The sequence below is a fragment of the Streptomyces sp. JN8 genome (genome assembly GCF_055808075.1).
This window is the reverse complement of sequence record NZ_CM147852.1, coordinates 8,144,758-8,161,700: the sequence shown is the minus strand read 5'-3', so window position 1 is coordinate 8,161,700 and position 16,943 is coordinate 8,144,758. Positions and strand designations below refer to the sequence as shown.

Below are 16,943 nucleotides of genomic sequence, written 5' to 3'. Positions count from 1 at the left end.
AGAAGAAGCGATGTCTAAGGCGTTTCCTTCGGATCATCCGGTCGGCCCAGGGCCTCGGACGGGGGCTCGCACCGTGGGTGTTCGAGGAACGCGCGGGCGCGGGTCCAGAGGTCCTCCGGGTCGTACGTCTCCGATCGCCAAGCCATCGTGGCCACTTCCCCCCGCCCCCGGTACATGCGCATGATCTCGACGTGCGGCGGCCAGCCGATGAAGTCCCGGAGGGCGGCCTCGTCGCGCCAGACAGCGACCGACCCCACACGGCGGGACAGAGGAAGCGCCCAGAGCCACATGCCGTACGCGCCCTCCAGCTCGGTCCACCGCGCCGCCAGTGCGCGCGCCGCGCCGTAGATGCCCGGCATGTCCGCTATCCGGTGGGGCCTGAGGGCCGTCACGGTGACAGTGAGGGGTGCGGGAGCCGCGGTAGCGGGGTGCGGAAGCAGGCCCGGTGTCCAGGCAGACCTCAGCAGAATAGTAGGCATGCGCTTACGATCTGTGTCAGCGTATGTTTTGTCAACGGGTACTTTCGTGTCCATGTCCGAGAACGCAACTCCGAGCGAGGAGCCGCGACCCGATCTCGCGGCGATGGTCGTGCCGCTGGGCCGCGCCCTGATGGCCGCGGAGCGGCCGATCCTCGACACCCACGGCCTGACCATGTGGGCCTACGCCGTACTGCTCCACCTCGACGAAGCACCGATCCGCACGCAGGCCGCGCTGGCTGAGGCCATCGGCGCGGACAAGACCCGGATCATCGCCGTCCTGGACGCGCTCGCGGAGCGCGAACTGATCAGCCGCGTGCCCGACCCCAAGGACCGTCGTGCCCGGCTCCTCTCCCTCACCCCGGAAGGACGCCTACTGCGTGACACCGTCCAGTCCGCCATCCAGGAGAACGAGAACCGTCTACTCGCTCGACTGCCCGCAGGCGACCGTGAAGCCTTCCTGAGGGCTGTGCGCACGCTGACCGAGGCCGCCGGGGGACGCTGAGTACACGGTCCGCTGACCGAGACTGCGCCGGGCGATCGGCGGGGGCAGATGCGATGCTCGGGGCGAGCAGCCCGTGGTCGATGCCTTCGTGATGCGGGCGCGGTTGGTGTTCTCGGGTACGCGGCGGTCGGCGGGCCGGCCGGCGTTGCGGTCCAGGCAGACCCGGGGCGGTGGGGCAATCAGGGCAGCCACGGTGGGGATGCCATAGTGGCCGGCCTCTGTAGCAGTCCGGCACGGACGGCCTTCTCGCCGTTCGTCGCACTCCCTGTCTCGTTGCCGTGTGCAGCGATGCACGGGAAAATCCATTGGCTGCGGGTGTGCCCTGCTGGAACGATCCTGGAATGACCGACCACCGTGACGCCGTCCTCTGCCTGTGGGGTCGCCAGCTCTACGAGCGTCAGGGCGAGCCGCTCGCCTGGGCGGAGGCGGTCCTGGTGGCCACCGGCCGGCCGCCGACCGCCGTCACCGCGGCGATGTCCGGCCGACTCGACGCCCTTCCTGATGCTCCGTCGGACCCGGCGTGGCTCCTGTTCCGTACGGTCGGCAAGCTGGTCGCGAACCTGCGGGGCGACGGACTCTACGACGCGGATGTCGGTGCCCGAATCGGCCCACTGGCCCTGCGGTTGGGCGAGCTCGAACCACTGCTCGCCAGCCCGCTCGGGGACGCGCTCGGCCCCCCGCCGGACGGGCCCGCTTCCCTTGTCACCGTTCACGCGGCCGAGTTGAGCGGGCACCGCTCCATCCGGGTGCGCGCGATCGACGCCCTGCTGGAGTGGGCCGAACTCGACCATCCGCAGGCCCGGGAGGCCTTGTCCCAGGTCGTCTCCGACCACCGGACGCAGGACGTCACCGTCTGGACCAAGGCGCTCAACCGGATCGCCCTGTTCGGCCACGCGAGCCTCGAACCAGGTCTCCTGCGTGCGCTCGCCGACACCGGGCACCGCGGCGCGCGGTGGTCGGCGCTGGCCTGTGCCGAACTCGGCTTCCGCCGGGCCGTTCCGCTGATCACCGCGCTGCTGGAGCATCCCGATCCGATGGTCCGCGAGGGCGCCTGCCAGGCACTCGGCCTCTTCGCGGAACCGGCCGCAGTGCCTGCCCTGACAGCCCGGTTGAACGACGAGACCGACTGGGTCCGCAGCAGAGCCGCCCAGGCGCTCGGCCAGATCGGCGGCGACCAGGCACTCGCCGGGCTCTGGCAGGCCATGAGGGAACGCCGGGATCCGAAGGCCGGCCATCTCTCCTCGGCGATCGCCGCCTTCGGCCCGCCGGTGGTGGACGACCTGATCACCCTCACCACCGATCCGGACCCGGACCTCCGAGCCCTGGCATGCCGCGCTCTCGGCTCCACCGCCGACGACCGGGCCCTGCCGGCCCTGGAACGCCTCGCCGCCCACGACCTCGCCCGAACCAGCCTCGGCGGCCTCGTGGCAACCGTCGCCAGACAGGGGCTGCGGACCGCGCACCGCATGCGCGCGCGCACCGCATCGACCTGAGTTCGACGCCCGCGCGCACGATGGTGGAGTCCGCGGAAACGTCCCAGTCGAACTCACCGGCCGCATCGGCCGCGGCTTGGACCTGCGGCGGCAGCGCACGCTCCCCTGTCCCGTCAGCCGACCGCGGCCGGTGCCGTTCGTAGACCGTCTTCCACGGTTCTCCGCAGCCTTCCCGGCAGGTCATGCCAGCGCACCCCCGTCCGTACCCGATACAGGATGCCGTCGATAGCCTGACGGGCGCTCCCGTCACCAGCCGCACCGACCATTACTCGTGGGCGGGAACAAGCGCAGCCGTTCCCACACTCCTCTGTCAATCCCCGCGAACAGTCATGCTGCGGAAATCGCCTTATGCCGTCTGATCGCCACGGTCTACGCTTCCGTGACCGACGACACCGCACAGCCAACGCAACGGGGGCCTGATGTGAGCGTGAACGGCGGCAACGGGCGCGCAACGCTGGAACAGGCGCCTGGCTACGTCCTCCGGCCGTATCGCGGCCGCGAAGACCATCGCCCCATGGCCGCTGTGCGGCTCGGCTGTGCGGAGCGGGACCGGATCGACGCCCGCTCGGTGGTGGAAGGTCTCCCGACGGCAGCCGAAATCGCCGAAGCCTCCGCCAAGCTCGACGACCCATCCGAGTACCAGGCATTGGTGGAGCACGATGGTGCTGTCGTCGGCTACTCGACGATCAGGCGGTGGCAGGAGCGGGACGGGACGTGGTTGTACCTGCACCGCGGCTATCTCCTGCCCGAGCACCGCGGCCAGGGCATCGGCTCGGCCATGCTGCGCTGGGCAGAAGGCCGTATCCGCCGGCTCGTTCAACAGCATGGAACAGCACAGACGGCCGTGCTCGGCGCGAACGCCATGGCCTCTCAACAGGATGCGACGGCGCTTCTGCTCGATGCGGGCTACCGGCGTGTCTTCAGCCTGGTGGAGCTGGAGCTGGCCGATCTCCGGCAGCTCCCCGAGGCCGATCCGTTGCCAGCCGGCATCCGAGTCGGAGCCGTCGATCCGAGCAGCTACCGCGCGGCCTGGAAGACGGTCGTCGACTCGTATGCGGAGGGTTCCTTCACCCAGAGGTGGACGTTCGAGAGCTTCCTCGCCACGGCCGACCCGACCTGCTGGAGGGCTGCTTGGGATCGGGAAGACATGGCCGGTGTCGCCCTGTGCTCCGTCCGTCGGCAGGACGCCACCGTGGGCGAGGTCGAGGAGTTGAGCGTCCGGAGGGAGTCGAGGCGTCTGGGGGTGGGGCGAGCCCTGCTCCTGGGCGGGCTGCGATGCCTTCGCGAGCACGGTGCCGAGACTGCCCGGTTGTACACCGGCACCGCGAATCCGCACCGCTCCTACGACCTCTACGAGAGCGTGGGGTTCCGGCGCCAGAACGAGTACGTCCGGTACCGCAAGCCGGTCTCCGTCTGATCCGGCAGAGGCAACTCCGCGGCGCCGAGGTGGTCCGTGAACCGCCCACACCACCCCAGTGCGCCTGACGAGGCTGGGCAGCCGTCATCCGAACATGGGCCATGCCCGACCCCTCATGGACACAACCGACGGCCACTCTCGATCCCTCCCCGCACCGGTTGATCCGAGCCATCAGCCCCGGTGCCTGCCAGTGGTCCCCTCTCCGACGATCAGGGGGCAGGTTCCCTGATACGGCACTCGCCCTGCCCCGACGACCGCACGCGGATTACCAGACACGCGTTTCCAGCGTGTGAGTCGCGCATGGCCGGGATGTGTCGATTCGACGTCGTCCTTCGAGTTGAACGTCCGTCAGAGACGGCCGGTTTCCTCACAGGGTGTTTGTCACTTCCGTAGCGGCCCTTCTCGCCGCTTCTCGGACCAGGCATCGCACCCGCGCGCATTCGCACTGGTCGCGACACCTGTACGAGTGACCGCGCGTCAAACGTCGGTTTCATCACGTCAGACAGCAGGATTGTGTTTACCGGCGTTCGAGTACACGGGTAAACATCAGCGGCGCACCGGGGACCAGACGGTGCGTACGACGTCAGAGGGGAGCCCCGATGGGAATCGGAATCCTGTCCGTGGGCGGCTACGTGCCGCCCACGGTGGTGGACAACCAGCAGATCAGCGAATGGGCCGGAACGGACCCCGAATGGGTCGCCGCCCGCACCGGCATCTCGGAGCGGCACTACGCCCCGGCCGACATGGCGACCTCGGAGATGGCAGCGGAAGCCGCCGCTCCATTACTTGAGGACGCATCGCTCCGCACCCGTATCGGCCTGTTGATCACGGCGACCTCCACCCCCGACCAGCCGCAGCCGGCCACGGCCGTCATGGTGCAGCAGCGCCTGGACCTGCCCGTCCTCCCCGCATTCGACGTGAACGCCGTCTGCTCGGGCTTCCTCTACGCCCTGGCGACCGCCCGCGCCATGCTGGCCCAGCAGGATGGCGAGGAGTGCGCCCTGGTGGTGGGCGCCGACAAGTATTCGACCATCATGGACAGGACGGACCGCAAGACCGTCAGCCTCTTCGGCGACGGAGCGGGCGCCGTCGTTCTGGGGCCGGTGCCCGACGGGTTCGGCATCCACGCCGTCGCCCTGCTGGCGGATGGTCAGAGCACCTCCCTGGTACGGGTCGAGGCCGGCGGAACCCGTAAACCTCTGACCGTGCAGCGCGTGGCGGACGGCGAGCACCTGTTCCGGATGGACGGGCGCGCGGTCCGCGACTGGGGCCTGCAGTTCGTCCCCAAGGCCGTGCACGAAGCCCTCGACCACGCGGGGCTCACCGTCGGCGACATCGACCGGGTGGTCTTCCATCAGGGCAACACCCGGCTGGTCGAAGCTCTGGGCCGGGAACTGGGCATACCGCGGGAGAAGCTCGCGCTCACCGCTCCCGAATACGGGAACACCGCCGCGGCCTCCATTCCCCTCACGCTCTCCCACGAGCACACGCGCAGGCCTTTCGCCCGCGGCGAGCGGATCCTGCTGGCGTCCGTCGGAGGCGGCATGACCGCCGGCGCCGTCGTCCTCACCTGGTACTGACAGCGCCCGCCCCGCCCGGGGCCGAAGGCACCGCACCCGCGCCCGACCGGCGCACCTTCCTCCTTCACGTACCGCCACCCCATGTACGGAGAGACCATGCTTCCCACTGTCAGCAAGGCCCACGGCGTCTACCTCTACGACACCGAAGGCACCGCCTACCTGGACGGCTGCTCGGGTGCCATCAACGTCAACCTGGGCCACACCGTTCCCGAGGTCACCGAACGGATGCACCGGCAGATCGACGAGGTCTGCTTCACCTACCGCACCCAGTTCCGCTCCCCCGCGCTGGAGGAGCTGACCGCACACCTCGCCCGGCTGGCCCCCGGTGACCTCAACCAGGTGCAGTTCTGCAACTCCGGGTCGGAGGGCATCGAGACGGCCCTGCGCCTGGCGACGCTCTACCACGCCACCGCCTACCGGCCCTTCCAGTGCGTGGTGCTGACCGAGGAGCCGAGCTACCACGGCATGACCGCGGGCGCCCTGGCCGCCTCCGGCCACCCCCTGCGCCGTACGAACCTCACCCCGCTGCTGACCAACCAGACGGCGGTCGCCCGGGTGCGCCCCTCGCAGGGCGCGCTGCGCGCGGACGCCCAGGACTGGGAGGAGGCGATCATGGAGATCGGGCCGCACCGGATCGGCGCCGTGGTGATCGAGCCGGTGGGCGGGGCCTCCTCCGGTGCGGTGCCCACCGACCCCCGCACCCTGGTCAGGCTGCGGGAACTCGCCGACGAGCACGGGTTCCTGCTCGTCGCGGACGAGGTCATGACCGGTCTGGGCCGCACCGGGCGCTGGTTCGGCTGCGACCACGCGGGCATCGCCCCGGACGTCATGGTGCTGGGCAAGGGCCTGTCGGCGGGGTTCGTGCCGGTGGCCGCCGTGCTGGTGTCCGACCGGATCGCCGCCGCCTTCGACGCTCCCCTCGGCAGCGTGCTGTTCGGCCACACCATGGCCGGAGCGCCGCTGGCGGCCGCGACGTCCGCCGCCGTACTGGAGTACCTGGAACGCGAGGACATCCCCGCCAGGGCCGCCCGGACCGGTGCCCGGCTCCAGGAGCGGCTGGCGGAGCTGACCGGTCGCCACCGTCTGCTCACCGACGTGCGCGGCGCGGGCCTGCAGCTGGCCCTGGGCGTGCAGTCCGACCCCGACCGCTTCCCCGGCACGTCGCTCGACCTCGTGGAGAGCGCCCGTGCGGAGGGCCTGCTGCTCTACCCCGCCGGGGTCACTCCCGTCACCGAGTCGGTCATGGTCGCCCCGCCCCTGACCATCGGCGACGACGAAGTGGGCGATCTCCTGGCCCGGTTGGAGCGGGCCGTGGAGCGTACCGAGCTGGCACCGCCCGGCGCCAGGACGCCGCAGCTCGTGGCGCTGACCCACTGAAGTCCCTCACCCCTCATCTGTTCGAGCTGTTCGACCGGAAGGACCCCGCACGTGATCACGCACTTCTCCGACCCCGCGCTCCGCACCCGCTTTCACGACCTCGCGGCCACCACGGTCGCCAAGCGCGCCGACGACTGCACGACCGAGCACCGTCTCGACCTGGACTCCTGGCAGGAACTCAGCGCGGCCGGCATATGGAGGCTGCCGGTGGCCAAGGAGCTCGGCGGCACGGGCGGCACCTGGTGGGACTTCGCCGCGGCCTTCGAGGGCGTCGCCGCGGGCGGCCGGGACCTCGGCTTCTGCCTCTCGATGGTCGCCCAGGCCGGCCTCATCCGGTCCATCTCCACGTACGGCACGCCCGACCAGCAGCAGTACTGGATTCCGCGCCTGCTCGGCGGCGAGGTCGGGGCCACCGCGCTGACCGAGACCACGGGCGGCTCCGACGTCACCCGCATCAAGTCCGCCGCGACCTCCGCCCCCGACGGCACCTACCGGCTCACCGGCCACAAGGACCACATCACCAACGGTCCGGCGGCCGACCTCGCCCTGATCCTCGGCCGGGTCCCGGAGGCGGGCAAGCGGGACATCACCCTGTTCCTGGTGGACCTGCACGCCCAGGGCGTCACCCGCGGGGCCCCCGAGGACATGATGGGCAACCGCACCAGCCCCACCGGCCCCATCGCCCTGGACGACGTCCGGGTGGAGAGCCGCAACATCCTCGGGGAGATCGGCGGCGGCGTCGACCTCATCTACGACACCATCGCGCTGGACCGGCTGCTGTACGGCATCCTCGCGGCGTCCTACCTCGATCCGATGCTCGACGAGATCCTCGCCTACACCCAGCAGCGGCACGCCTTCCGCGTCCCCATCGGCGAGCACCAGTACGTCCAGGGGCGCGTCACCGACGCCAAGTTCGCCCTGGAGTCCACCCGTTGGGTCTCCTACGGGGCTCTCGACGCTCTCCTCCAGCAGCGCCCGGAAGCCTCGCTGATGTGCTCGGTCGCCAAGTACCACGCCGGCGAGACCCTCAAGCTCGGCACCGAGACCGCCCTGCGGGTCTACGGCCACCTCGGCTACATGGAGGGCCCGCACACCAAGGCGCTCAAGGACGCCCTGGGCGCCGTCATCGCCGGCGGCACCGCGGAGATGCAGCGCAAGAACGTGTTCAACCAGATGCGCTCCCTCCAGCACGCCGCGTGAACCCGCGTCCTCGTACCCCACAGCCCCGTACCGCCGACACCGACCGTTCCAGGAGGAAACCCGACATGACCGCCCCGACCACCGGGACCGATCTCACCGAACTGATCGGCACCACGGCCACCGTCACCCACACCGTCACCGCTGCGGAGGCCGCCAGCAACTGGGGCAACGGCCTCGACGTCCTGGCCACCCCCGTCCTGCTCTGGCTGGGCGAGATCACGGCCATGAAGGTGCTGGAGAACCACCTCCCCGACGGGTCCATGACGCTCGGCCTGACCCACGACTCCGCCCACCTGGCACCCACCCCCGTGGGGGAGACCGTCACCCTCACCGCGACCCTCACCGCGGTCGAGGGCTCCAAGCTCCGGTTCGACGTCGAAGGCCGCGACGACCAGGCCGTCGTCCTGCGCGGCACGCACGGCCGGGCCGTGGTGGACCGGGCCCGATTCACCGCCAGGCTCGCCGCCCGCCCCACGAGCTGACCCACCGCGCGCAAGGAGAACCCCCCATGCCCCGTCTGATCATCGGCAACGTGACCTCCGAGTACATGTTCGGCTGCGCCCTGGAGAGCTTCGGCGCCAAGGGAGCGGCCAAGCAGCACGCCATCTCGACCAGGACCGCCTGGCTGCTGCGCGACGGCGACGCGCTGCTCACCCACCGCCCGCTGACCGAGGAGTTCCGCGACTACCTGGCCGCCACCCTGGGCCTGGACCTGTCCACCGTCACCTTCCTGAGCGCGGGGGCGGGAGGGGGCACGGGTACGGGCGCGGGCGCGGGTACGGAGGAGGGTGCGGGTGCGGAAGAGGGCGCGTTCCTCGACCACGGCACCCTGCTCTCGCCCGGACTCCTGGGCAGGCTGCGCGACCTCACCGGTCCCGACTGGCAGCTGCTCCCCTATCTGTACGACCGGACCATCGCCGAACTGGCCCGCCGGCTGGACCTGTCCCCCGACGCGCACCCGGCCTTCTTCGACCAGGGCGGCGCGGACGTGTTCAACAGCAAGTCCTTCTTCCGCATCTGGGCGGAGGGGCTCGGCGTCCCCGTCGCTCCGGGGCGCGTGTGCCGCAACCGGGCGGCGACGGCACGTGCGGTGCTTGACCTGCTGCCCCACACCGGTGCGGTCATCGTCAAGGAGGACTTCAGCGCCAGCGGGTACGGCAACGTCCTGTTCACCCACGACCCGGACATCCCAGCCCTGGGGGCCTCGACCACCCACCAGGTGACCTCGGTCTCGACCGTGGAGGACATCGAGCGTCTGCTCGCCGGCACCTTCCCCGCCGTCGCCGCCACCCGCGACTTCCCGGCAGGACTGCGCCCCAGCGAGACGGTGGTGGAGGCCTACTTCCCGCACAGCCGCACGCTGTACAGCGAAGTCGACGTACCGGAGCCGCCCGCGGCGCCGACCGTGCTCAACCACGGGGACATGCGCATGGAACCGGTGTGGAACGGCTTCGCCATTCCACCGCTCGACCTGCCCGCCCCCGCCGAGAGCACCATGCTCCACTGGTCTCGGGAGATGGCCCGCTATCTGCAGACCACCGGCTACCGCGGCTACGTCAACTGCGACTCGATCCTCACCGCCGACGGCCGGCTGCTGTTCAACGAGGTCAACGCCCGGGTCGGCGGCTGCACCCACGTCGACGCCGCCGCCCGGCACCTGCTGGGAGACGGCTACATGGCACACCACACCGTGCTCACCCGCAACGACCTCCCGTGCACCGACTTCGGCAAGCTCGCCTGGGCGATGGGGCAGGATCGGCAGCTCTCCCCCGGCGTCGGCTCCACCGGTGCCCTGCTGCTGGTCGACGACGCGCCCTGGACCGGAACCGTGCAGTACCTGGTGCACGGCGACACCCCGGCCGCCGCGGCCCGTACGGAGGAACGACTGCGCAGTCTGGCCGAGAACCTCTGACGCCGGACACCCGGGGCGGGGCACCCTCGACGGTGCCCCGCCCCCCGCTCACGAGGTCTGCGGCTGCCCGGCCCTGCGGCCGCGCATCCGCTGCACCTTGGCGATACTGCCGCAGGCCCGGCCCGTCGCGCCGGCGGTCATGCTGCACCAGGTACGGGAGTTGTTCCGCGACTGGTCGAAGAAGACCCACCGGCAGTCGGGGCACATCCGCAGCCGTCGCCAGCGACCCTGGGCCACGACCCGTACGGCCAGCCGCAGCAGTTCCTCCACACAGCCCGACCGGCCGCGGAAGACGAGAGAGCCGTCCGAGGCGAGCCCCACCGCCTGGGGGCGGTCCGTCAGCCAGCCGTCCAGCCGCGCGCAGGAGCGGTCGGCGACATCAGCCCGCAGGTCGTCCCGCAGCCGCAGGAACTCCGTCCGCTCGCCCGCCCCGGGCACGGCCACCGAAGGAAAGGAGTCGACCCATCCCCGCGCATCACGCATGAGCTGCGGCAGCGTCTCCGTCGGCTGCCTCGTGTCGTTCGGAATGAGCCAGCTGTTCAGGAGGATCCGTAGCTCTTCACTCTCCGGGCTTACCGCAGTCACTGCCATACCACCAGCGTAGACCCGGCCAAACGAAGACCACATACATATGTTCCCGCAATGACTGGGCTGGTACTTCATGACCACCACCGAACCCGCACCCACCTACCGCGCCGTCCTCGCCGGCACCGGCAACCGCACCTGGTACACCGCTGCGGCCCTCGTCCGGGCGCCCGTCGTCATGGCCCCGCTGGCCCTCGTCCTGCTCGGACACGCCACCAGTTCCTTCGCCGCCGGTGGTCTCCTCGCCGCTGCCCACGCCCTGGGGGAGGCTGCGGGCGCGCCGCTGATGGGGCGCCGTTTCGACACCCGGCCGTTCGTCGGACAGCTGCGTCTGGCCCTCCTTCTGGAGGCGGCGGCGTTCGCCGCCCTGGCCGCACTGGCTTCGAGCGCGCCGATCCCCGTGCTCGCCGTGCTGGCCGCGCTGGCGGGGGCGGCCGCCGCCGGGGCTCCGGGCGGACTGCGCGCCCAGCTCGCGGCGACCGCCGCGCCGCATCTGCGGCGCACCGCGCTCAGTCTGGAAAGCTCCCTCAACCAGAGCGTGTGGGCGTTCGGACCGCCTCTGGTGTCCCTCCTGTACGTCCAGGTGTCCGCGGTGGGTGCCGTCGTCGTGCTCGCCGTGCTCTCCGGGCTCCCCGCCTTGTTCGCCTCCCGCATCCCGCACCGCCCGCTCCCGCAGCCCGGCCCCGGCGACGCTCCCGCTGAGAACCCGGTGAAGGTCCTCCGCCTGATGTGGCCCACGGCCGTGCTGTCCGCCGGGATCATGTTTCTCGTCGGCACCGTGGACGTCGTCCTCCCCGCCCGGCTGACCGACATCGGCTCCTCGGAAGCCCTGGCCGGGCCGGTGCTGACCGCCTTCGCCGTCGCCAGCGTGCTGTCCGGCCTCGTGTACGGCGGCCGCCGTTGGCCCGGCAGCGCGCAGACGCAGTCCCTGGTGCTGCTCCTGACGATGGCCGCGGTCCTCACGCTGCCCGCGTGGACCGGTACCCCGTGGAGCTACGCGGCGGCCTTCGCCGTGGCCGGTCTGCTCTACAGCCCCCTGCTGATCATCCGTAACCTCACACTGCAGGAGCAGCTGCCGGAACGTGTCTGGGCCACCGGCTTCTCCCTGCTGTACGCGGCGGCCGGCGCCGGCTACGGCGTGGCCAGTCTGCTGTCGGCGGCCGCACTGAAGTTCACCGACTCCAGCGTCGCCATCATGCTGTGCACGTCCCTCACCGCGGCCCTGGGAGTCATCTCACTACTGGCCGAGAAACGCCGCCGTGCCCGCGCGTGAGTCCTTCTGCGTGGATGGGGTGCGCGCTCCCGCTCCATCGGGCTGACCAGAGTGAGCCACGTGACTGCCCACCAGGGTGCCAGGCGCCTGGGCTCTGGCCCGGCGGGCACGCCGCGGGACGGCCGGTGCCCCGCTTGCCGCGCCTTCGCTCAGCCCCGAGGTGCGGCATCATCGCACCTTGCTGCATGCCTCGGGTTGCGCAGTCACCGACGGCGCACTCGCCTCCGTCGAGAACCGGATCAGGCGATCTGGGTGGTGAGGTAGCGGGCGGCGGTGTCCACGAACGCGTCGTGGGCCGCCACCGCCTCCTGCCGGGCGGAAGCCAGGGCTTGGGCGTTGTCGAGCGACTCGCGGATCGCGTAGGTCAACGTGATCATTCGGTCGGCCGCGTCTCGTACGGCCGGGTCGGTGATCAGCACACGCATCGTCACCAGCGGGCGGGCGACCGCGGCCCGGGTCGCCTGGCTCTCGGCACGCAGCGCCTGTACCAGGGCGTCGTCGTCGCCCTTGAGGACGGCCTCGCCGCGCCTCCACAGGGTCCGGCGGTGGTCGCTGACGGCCACGGCCAGCGCGGTGACGGCCTCCAGGCGGTCACGCCGGATCGTCTCAGTGTGCCCGACGCGTACGGCCCGCTCGGCGGCCCGCTCCTGAAACCGGCCGGAGACGATCGCGCCGAGGAGCGTACCGATGATGGCCAGGGCGGCGGTGACCAGGGTGACCAACACAATGGTCCTTCCGTGCTGTTGCGGGCAGGGTGTCACGGGCTGGAGGTCTGGGCAGATCGTCCGCATGAACAGTGCCCGGAAGCACTGTCTCCCGCACCGTCTTCCTGCCCTTGAGCGTCTTCTGGAACACCGAGGGCCGCATGCTCCGCAAGGTTCTCCCTACTGGGAAATGGCCTCCGTGCCCGCCGCGGCCGACGCCCGGCGCCTGATGCCGGCCCCGACCTGGCAGGAGAGGCTCGCACCGCATTGACGAAAGGGCATTCGCGCTGCCGGACGGAACACTCGTGCCCAGCGACCAGATCGTCGCGGACCGCTCCCCATCGGCGCGAACGCCCTCGGCGCTGCGGCCGCGGCCGGTCTCGTCCGTCAGGGGCGAGAAGAGTGCGCGCGGCGACGCGGCTGCTGGGCACGATACGGGACGTGCGGGATCTGCCCGTGCGCCGCAGATAGGAAGTTGGGGTGGGAAGGGCATGGCCAATAGCCCTTGGGAGCAGGACGAGACGGCACGGTCGGTGGTGAGGCTCGCGCATGACCTGATCCGCCGGCCGAGTCGTGGCGGGGTCGACGACTACGGTCCCGTCGTCGGTGTCCTGGAGGAGTGGCTGACCGCCCGCGCCGTGCCGCACCGGCGCCTGCGCGACAGTGCGGGCGCTCTGGTCGGGCTCTTGGTCGAGGTCGCCGGCGACCGGCCGGGGCCGTGGTGGACGCTCGACGCGTGCGTGGACACCGCCCCTTACGGTGACAGGACCCGCTGGTCGTTCCACCCCCACTGCGGTCATGTGAGGGACGGGTGGCTGCTGGGGCGCGGGGCGGCGGACTCGAAACTCGCTGCCGCGATGTACTGCCACCTCGCCGCGGACATCGCCGCCCGCGGGAGCGGCTTCGCGGGTGGCCTCGCGGTGCTCCTGGACGTCGACGAGCACACCGGCAACTTCGGCGGCGCCCGTGCCTATCTCGCCGACCCTGACGCCGTTCGCCCGGCCGGGGTGATCATCGGGTATCCCGGCATGGACGAGGTCGTCGTCGGCGGTCGAGGACTGTGGCGCGCCACGATCGCGGTGCACGCGCCGTCCGGGCACTCCGGATCCAGCCGCACCGTCACCGGCGCCATCATCCGCGCCGCGCGCCTGGTGGGCCTGCTCGACGCAGCCGAACTGCCCGGCCCTGACGATGCCTCCGGGTTCCCGCTCGGGCCGAAGCTCACCGTCACAGCCTTTCACGGTGGCGAGGGGTTCTCCGTGACCCCCGACCGGGTCGACATCAACGTCGATGTCCGCACCACCCCCTCTTTCGGCGCGCACGACGCCGAGAACCTGGTACGCAAAGCCGTCATCGAGCTCGACACCGAGCTGCCCGGCCCTTCCCCGACGAGGGTGACCGAGGTGGCGACCTGGCCTGCGTTCCGGCTGGAGGAGAACGAACAGCCGGCCGCCGCGCTGCTGTCCGCCGCCCGGGCCGCGGGGCTCGACGTCCGGGCCAAGACTGCGGGCCCGTCGAACATCGGCAATCTTCTCGCCGGGTACGGCATCCCCGCCACAGCCGGGTTCGGCGTCCCTTACGAAGGCCTCCACGGCCCGGACGAGCGCGCCTCGCTCGCCGAACTTCCCACTGTCTACGCCATCCACAAGCGGGCCGTGGAGACCCTGCTTGATCTGCGCTGACCGCCACGCCTCCGCCCGAGCACCAGAACCCGCCGTCGACTTCACGGCCGTGATCCGACGAGATCGACTTCTCATCGGAGGAGCCGAGCCCGCAATCCCACGAACCCGGGGGCCTCTCGCTGAAACGGCCTTTCGCCACTCGTCTACGGAAACGAGCAAGCGGCAGAGCGGTGTTGGGGAGCAATGGCGCGCCGGCGGGCCGGGGAATCAGCCTCGCCGACTGCGGTCCGCATGCCTGCGTAGGTCTTCAGCGGAACGCTCAGCGGGCGAAGGGACGTGTCGATCAGCGCCGAGCCGCAAGACGCGCGGGCTGCGGCAGCGGCGATGGGGGTGAGACTCGCGCGCGACGTCCACCCCCACGACGCGGAGGTGAGCTGGCACCCGAGGGGGGCGGGAAACCGGCGTGCGGGGGCGTGTTGTCGCAGCGCCGTGATCTAGTGCGCCGTTGGGGCGTGGACGGACGTGGGCAGTGTGGTGGCAGCACTGTCCATAGGGAGGTCTGTCGTGGCCAGCGGGTTTCAGTGGGCGAAGGTCCAGACGATGTTCAAGGCGTTCGACGCGGACGGGAACGGCTATCTGGAGGGATCGGACTTCGAGGCGCTCGCGGGACGGTGGGAACGGCTGCCGCGGGTGGCCGCCGAACCGGAACTCGCGGCGCGCGTGAACACGGTGGTCATGGGATGGTGGGACCTCCTGTCCACGAACGGCGACGGTCGTGTGGAGCGCATCGGCATGGCCGAGTTGATGGCGATGGTGGATCGCCTACCGGCGATGCAGCAGACGGTCGCGGCGACCGCGGACACCATCTTCGACGCGGTCGACGAGAACGAGGACGGCCGGATCTCCCGGGGCGAGCACGAGCAGCTGATCAACACCTGGCACGGCCGGTCCATCCCGACAGGGAATGTCTTTCACCGGCTCGACCAGGACGGCGATGGCTACCTCAGCAGGGCCGAGTTCGCCGCGCTGTGGACGGAGTTCTGGATCAGTGACGATCCGAGCGATCCCGGCAACCTCATGTGCGGACCCGTCACCGGGATCCCTACTACCTGAGGGCTGCGGCCTGTTGGAGGTGTCCGCTTCGCTCAGGCCCAGGCGTCGGCTCCGGCAGGGCTCTCAACGTCATCTTCTGACGTAACCGTGCTGATGCGCTCGAAGGCGCAAGGCGCAGCGCTCGGGCAACTGCCCGGGCAGCGAACGCATCGCCTGGACGCTCACGGCCTGGTGCGGTCAGTTCGGCGGGCGATCCGCAGATGCCTGAAAGCCTTCACGGTCGCGAAGACGATGAGGACGTTGAGGGCGGCACCGCCGACGAGGTAGAGCATCGATCCGTACGGGTTGACGGTTTCAGCACCGCTGCCGTCGGTGAGGGCACCAAGAGGCAGGATAAGAAAGGCGGTGACGAGGAGAGAGCCCGGAAAGGACAGAAAGAACAGGACAGCCTGTGTCTGGTCGCTGTGAGCTCCAGCCATCCCTCGGACCGCGGCCACCGCCGCGATGAACCCGACGTAGAGGTAGGCGATCACGGTGGCCTTCCGGCCGGCGCGGACAGTGCGCTGAGAGCTCATGACAGATGGCCACCATTCCTCGGAGAGCAGGGGGAAGGGGCCCGGCACACGCCATCCGCACGCTCGCCACGACACGGAGAACGGTCAGCCCGACCACCCTCAAGAGGAGATTATTGAACATGTTCAACGACAATGCCAGAGGGAGCGATCATGCCTGCTCACGCCGGGACTCTCGGAACCTTCCCGCGACGCAGGTGACGAGCCCGGCCATCTGACGGGTACCGCCCTCATCCCTGTGGCTGTTTTGATAGCGATTGGGCCTCAGGTGTCTCGCATGTACTCGGCGTGTCGATCGTTCCAGCACGCCACCCCCACGGCGCTCTCGGCTTCGTCCTGGTGGCCGACCCCCTCACCGGCAGCGGCCAGCGCCGCGATCAGTTCCTGGTTCCGGTGCGCTTCCAGGTCCGACGGTCCGTCGTAGCGCTCCCGGATCAGCTCGGCAGGGACGGAGGTGCACCCCGCCGCCGCACAGGCGTGGTCAAACCACGTCACGAACTCCTGGGTCAGCGCCGCCTCACTGCCGGGGGCACCCTCATCGACCACCGCCCTCGCGGTGCCGAAAGTAGGTGTCGAAGTCTCTCATCGCGTAACGCAGGGGCCGGGGCCGCGCAGACCCACCCACCGCGGTCGCCGGCAGCCCCGCCCGGCTTTCGCCGAATGCTGCCGGGACGCGCCTCGCGGCACCGTCAGCGTGTGGTCGGCGGACTTCCGGGCAGTGCGCCCTGGTTCGTGCCCCGCTCATCGCATGGGCGTGCGAGAGGGGCCCGGCAGTTGCCGGGCCCCTGTCTTTGGTAGCGGGGACAGGATTCGAACCTGCGACCTCTGGGTTATGAGCCCAGCGAGCTACCGAGCTGCTCCACCCCGCGTCGGTGACACCACTCTACACAGCGTTTGGGCGCGGAACCGACAGCATTTTTCGTGCGGGCTTGAGGGTCAGCGCGGACAAGGGAGCCGGGCAGGGATCTCCGCCCTTCTGGATCATCGCCATCGTTCTCCTCTTGATCGTCGCAGGGGCCTTCGTGGTGGCAAGGGCGCGCAGGAGATAAAGCACAGGCGTGGGCGAGGGACGTCCCCTGGCCCGGCTTGCTGGATCCCCTAGGCGTTCTTCACCCCTGAGCACGGCGCTGACGGTGGTGTCGGCGCCGCTCGGGTACTGGTGCGGCGTGCGGTC

At 70.5% G+C, this 16,943-nt stretch carries 16 protein-coding genes and 1 tRNA gene; 11 read left to right on the top strand and 6 right to left on the bottom strand.

Annotated elements, in window-relative coordinates:
* Positions 1-14 precede the first annotated feature (14 nt).
* A complete protein-coding gene (locus ACY0MR_RS35850; RefSeq protein WP_473557881.1) occupies positions 15-392 on the bottom strand; it encodes a hypothetical protein in 378 nt (125 codons plus the stop codon).
* Positions 393-531: 139 nt separating this feature from the next.
* Here ACY0MR_RS35850 and ACY0MR_RS35845 point away from each other — a divergent pair, with 139 nt between their 5' ends.
* From ACY0MR_RS35845 to ACY0MR_RS35810, 8 genes are all read left to right on the top strand, one after another.
* The gene (locus tag ACY0MR_RS35845; protein WP_473557878.1) at positions 532-981 is read left to right on the top strand and encodes a MarR family winged helix-turn-helix transcriptional regulator; all 450 of its coding nucleotides are present in this window, start codon (positions 532-534) and stop codon (positions 979-981) included.
* Positions 982-1,322: 341 nt separating this feature from the next.
* Complete coding sequence (locus ACY0MR_RS35840) at positions 1,323-2,474, top strand: HEAT repeat domain-containing protein (protein ID WP_473557876.1); 1,152 nt, start codon at positions 1,323-1,325, stop codon at positions 2,472-2,474.
* Between the two features lie 421 nt (positions 2,475-2,895).
* Positions 2,896-3,891 carry a GNAT family N-acetyltransferase gene (locus ACY0MR_RS35835; protein ID WP_473561987.1) on the top strand — a complete coding sequence of 332 codons (996 nt, stop codon included), beginning with the start codon at positions 2,896-2,898 and terminating at the stop codon, positions 3,889-3,891.
* Positions 3,892-4,490: 599 nt separating this feature from the next.
* Positions 4,491-5,471 (top strand): 3-oxoacyl-ACP synthase III family protein, encoded by a 981-nt coding sequence (locus ACY0MR_RS35830; protein WP_473557873.1) that lies wholly within the window; start codon positions 4,491-4,493, stop codon positions 5,469-5,471.
* A 96-nt stretch (positions 5,472-5,567) separates the two neighbouring features.
* On the top strand, positions 5,568-6,848 hold the full coding sequence (locus ACY0MR_RS35825) for an aminotransferase class III-fold pyridoxal phosphate-dependent enzyme (protein WP_473557870.1): 1,281 nt from the start codon (positions 5,568-5,570) through the stop codon (positions 6,846-6,848).
* 51 nt (positions 6,849-6,899) lie between these two features.
* Entirely contained in the window at positions 6,900-8,048 is a 1,149-nt protein-coding gene (locus ACY0MR_RS35820) for an acyl-CoA dehydrogenase family protein (protein WP_392867291.1), read from the top strand.
* Between the two features lie 65 nt (positions 8,049-8,113).
* Positions 8,114-8,530 carry a thioesterase family protein gene (locus tag ACY0MR_RS35815; protein ID WP_361846301.1) on the top strand — a complete coding sequence of 139 codons (417 nt, stop codon included), beginning with the start codon at positions 8,114-8,116 and terminating at the stop codon, positions 8,528-8,530.
* 26 nt (positions 8,531-8,556) lie between these two features.
* Positions 8,557-9,960, top strand: coding sequence for a preATP grasp domain-containing protein (locus ACY0MR_RS35810; RefSeq protein ID WP_473557868.1), 1,404 nt, complete (start codon positions 8,557-8,559; stop codon positions 9,958-9,960).
* Between the two features lie 48 nt (positions 9,961-10,008).
* Here ACY0MR_RS35810 and ACY0MR_RS35805 read toward each other — a convergent pair whose 3' ends face one another.
* The gene (locus ACY0MR_RS35805; protein WP_473557866.1) at positions 10,009-10,443 is read right to left on the bottom strand and encodes a CGNR zinc finger domain-containing protein; all 435 of its coding nucleotides are present in this window, start codon (positions 10,441-10,443) and stop codon (positions 10,009-10,011) included.
* 178 nt (positions 10,444-10,621) lie between these two features.
* Between ACY0MR_RS35805 and ACY0MR_RS35800 the strand changes: the two genes are divergently transcribed.
* Positions 10,622-11,818, top strand: coding sequence for an MFS transporter (locus ACY0MR_RS35800; RefSeq protein WP_473557864.1), 1,197 nt, complete (start codon positions 10,622-10,624; stop codon positions 11,816-11,818).
* Positions 11,819-12,057: 239 nt separating this feature from the next.
* Here ACY0MR_RS35800 and ACY0MR_RS35795 read toward each other — a convergent pair whose 3' ends face one another.
* A complete protein-coding gene (locus ACY0MR_RS35795; RefSeq protein ID WP_388803683.1) occupies positions 12,058-12,543 on the bottom strand; it encodes a hypothetical protein in 486 nt (161 codons plus the stop codon).
* 470 nt (positions 12,544-13,013) lie between these two features.
* Here ACY0MR_RS35795 and ACY0MR_RS35790 point away from each other — a divergent pair, with 470 nt between their 5' ends.
* On the top strand, positions 13,014-14,204 hold the full coding sequence (locus ACY0MR_RS35790; RefSeq protein WP_473561985.1) for a M20 family metallopeptidase: 1,191 nt from the start codon (positions 13,014-13,016) through the stop codon (positions 14,202-14,204).
* Positions 14,205-14,708: 504 nt separating this feature from the next.
* A complete protein-coding gene (locus ACY0MR_RS35785; RefSeq protein WP_388803689.1) occupies positions 14,709-15,257 on the top strand; it encodes an EF-hand domain-containing protein in 549 nt (182 codons plus the stop codon).
* 161 nt (positions 15,258-15,418) lie between these two features.
* On the opposite strand, the gene ACY0MR_RS35780 is transcribed toward ACY0MR_RS35785, so the two are convergent.
* From ACY0MR_RS35780 to ACY0MR_RS35770, 3 genes are all read right to left on the bottom strand, one after another.
* Positions 15,419-15,772, bottom strand: a complete 354-nt coding sequence (locus tag ACY0MR_RS35780) for a hypothetical protein (RefSeq protein ID WP_473557861.1) — start codon at positions 15,770-15,772, stop codon at positions 15,419-15,421.
* A 261-nt stretch (positions 15,773-16,033) separates the two neighbouring features.
* Entirely contained in the window at positions 16,034-16,315 is a 282-nt protein-coding gene (locus tag ACY0MR_RS35775) for a hypothetical protein (protein WP_473557860.1), read from the bottom strand.
* A 246-nt stretch (positions 16,316-16,561) separates the two neighbouring features.
* Positions 16,562-16,638 (bottom strand) — tRNA-Met (locus ACY0MR_RS35770).
* Positions 16,639-16,943 lie beyond the last annotated feature (305 nt).

Bases quoted from the DNA above. Each gene is read 5' to 3' on its own strand.
- ACY0MR_RS35845 (WP_473557878.1), top strand. From the start codon at position 532: ATGTCCGAGAACGCAACTCCGAGCGAGGAGCCGCGACCCGATCTCGCG.
- ACY0MR_RS35840 (WP_473557876.1), top strand. From the start codon at position 1,323: ATGACCGACCACCGTGACGCCGTCCTCTGCCTGTGGGGTCGCCAGCTC.
- ACY0MR_RS35830 (WP_473557873.1), top strand. From the start codon at position 4,491: ATGGGAATCGGAATCCTGTCCGTGGGCGGCTACGTGCCGCCCACGGTG.
- ACY0MR_RS35825 (WP_473557870.1), top strand. From the start codon at position 5,568: ATGCTTCCCACTGTCAGCAAGGCCCACGGCGTCTACCTCTACGACACC.
- ACY0MR_RS35815 (WP_361846301.1), top strand. From the start codon at position 8,114: ATGACCGCCCCGACCACCGGGACCGATCTCACCGAACTGATCGGCACC.
- ACY0MR_RS35810 (WP_473557868.1), top strand. From the start codon at position 8,557: ATGCCCCGTCTGATCATCGGCAACGTGACCTCCGAGTACATGTTCGGC.
- ACY0MR_RS35805 (WP_473557866.1), bottom strand. From the start codon at position 10,443: ATGCGTGATGCGCGGGGATGGGTCGACTCCTTTCCTTCGGTGGCCGTG.
- ACY0MR_RS35800 (WP_473557864.1), top strand. From the start codon at position 10,622: ATGACCACCACCGAACCCGCACCCACCTACCGCGCCGTCCTCGCCGGC.
- ACY0MR_RS35790 (WP_473561985.1), top strand. From the start codon at position 13,014: ATGGCCAATAGCCCTTGGGAGCAGGACGAGACGGCACGGTCGGTGGTG.
- ACY0MR_RS35780 (WP_473557861.1), bottom strand. From the start codon at position 15,772: ATGAGCTCTCAGCGCACTGTCCGCGCCGGCCGGAAGGCCACCGTGATC.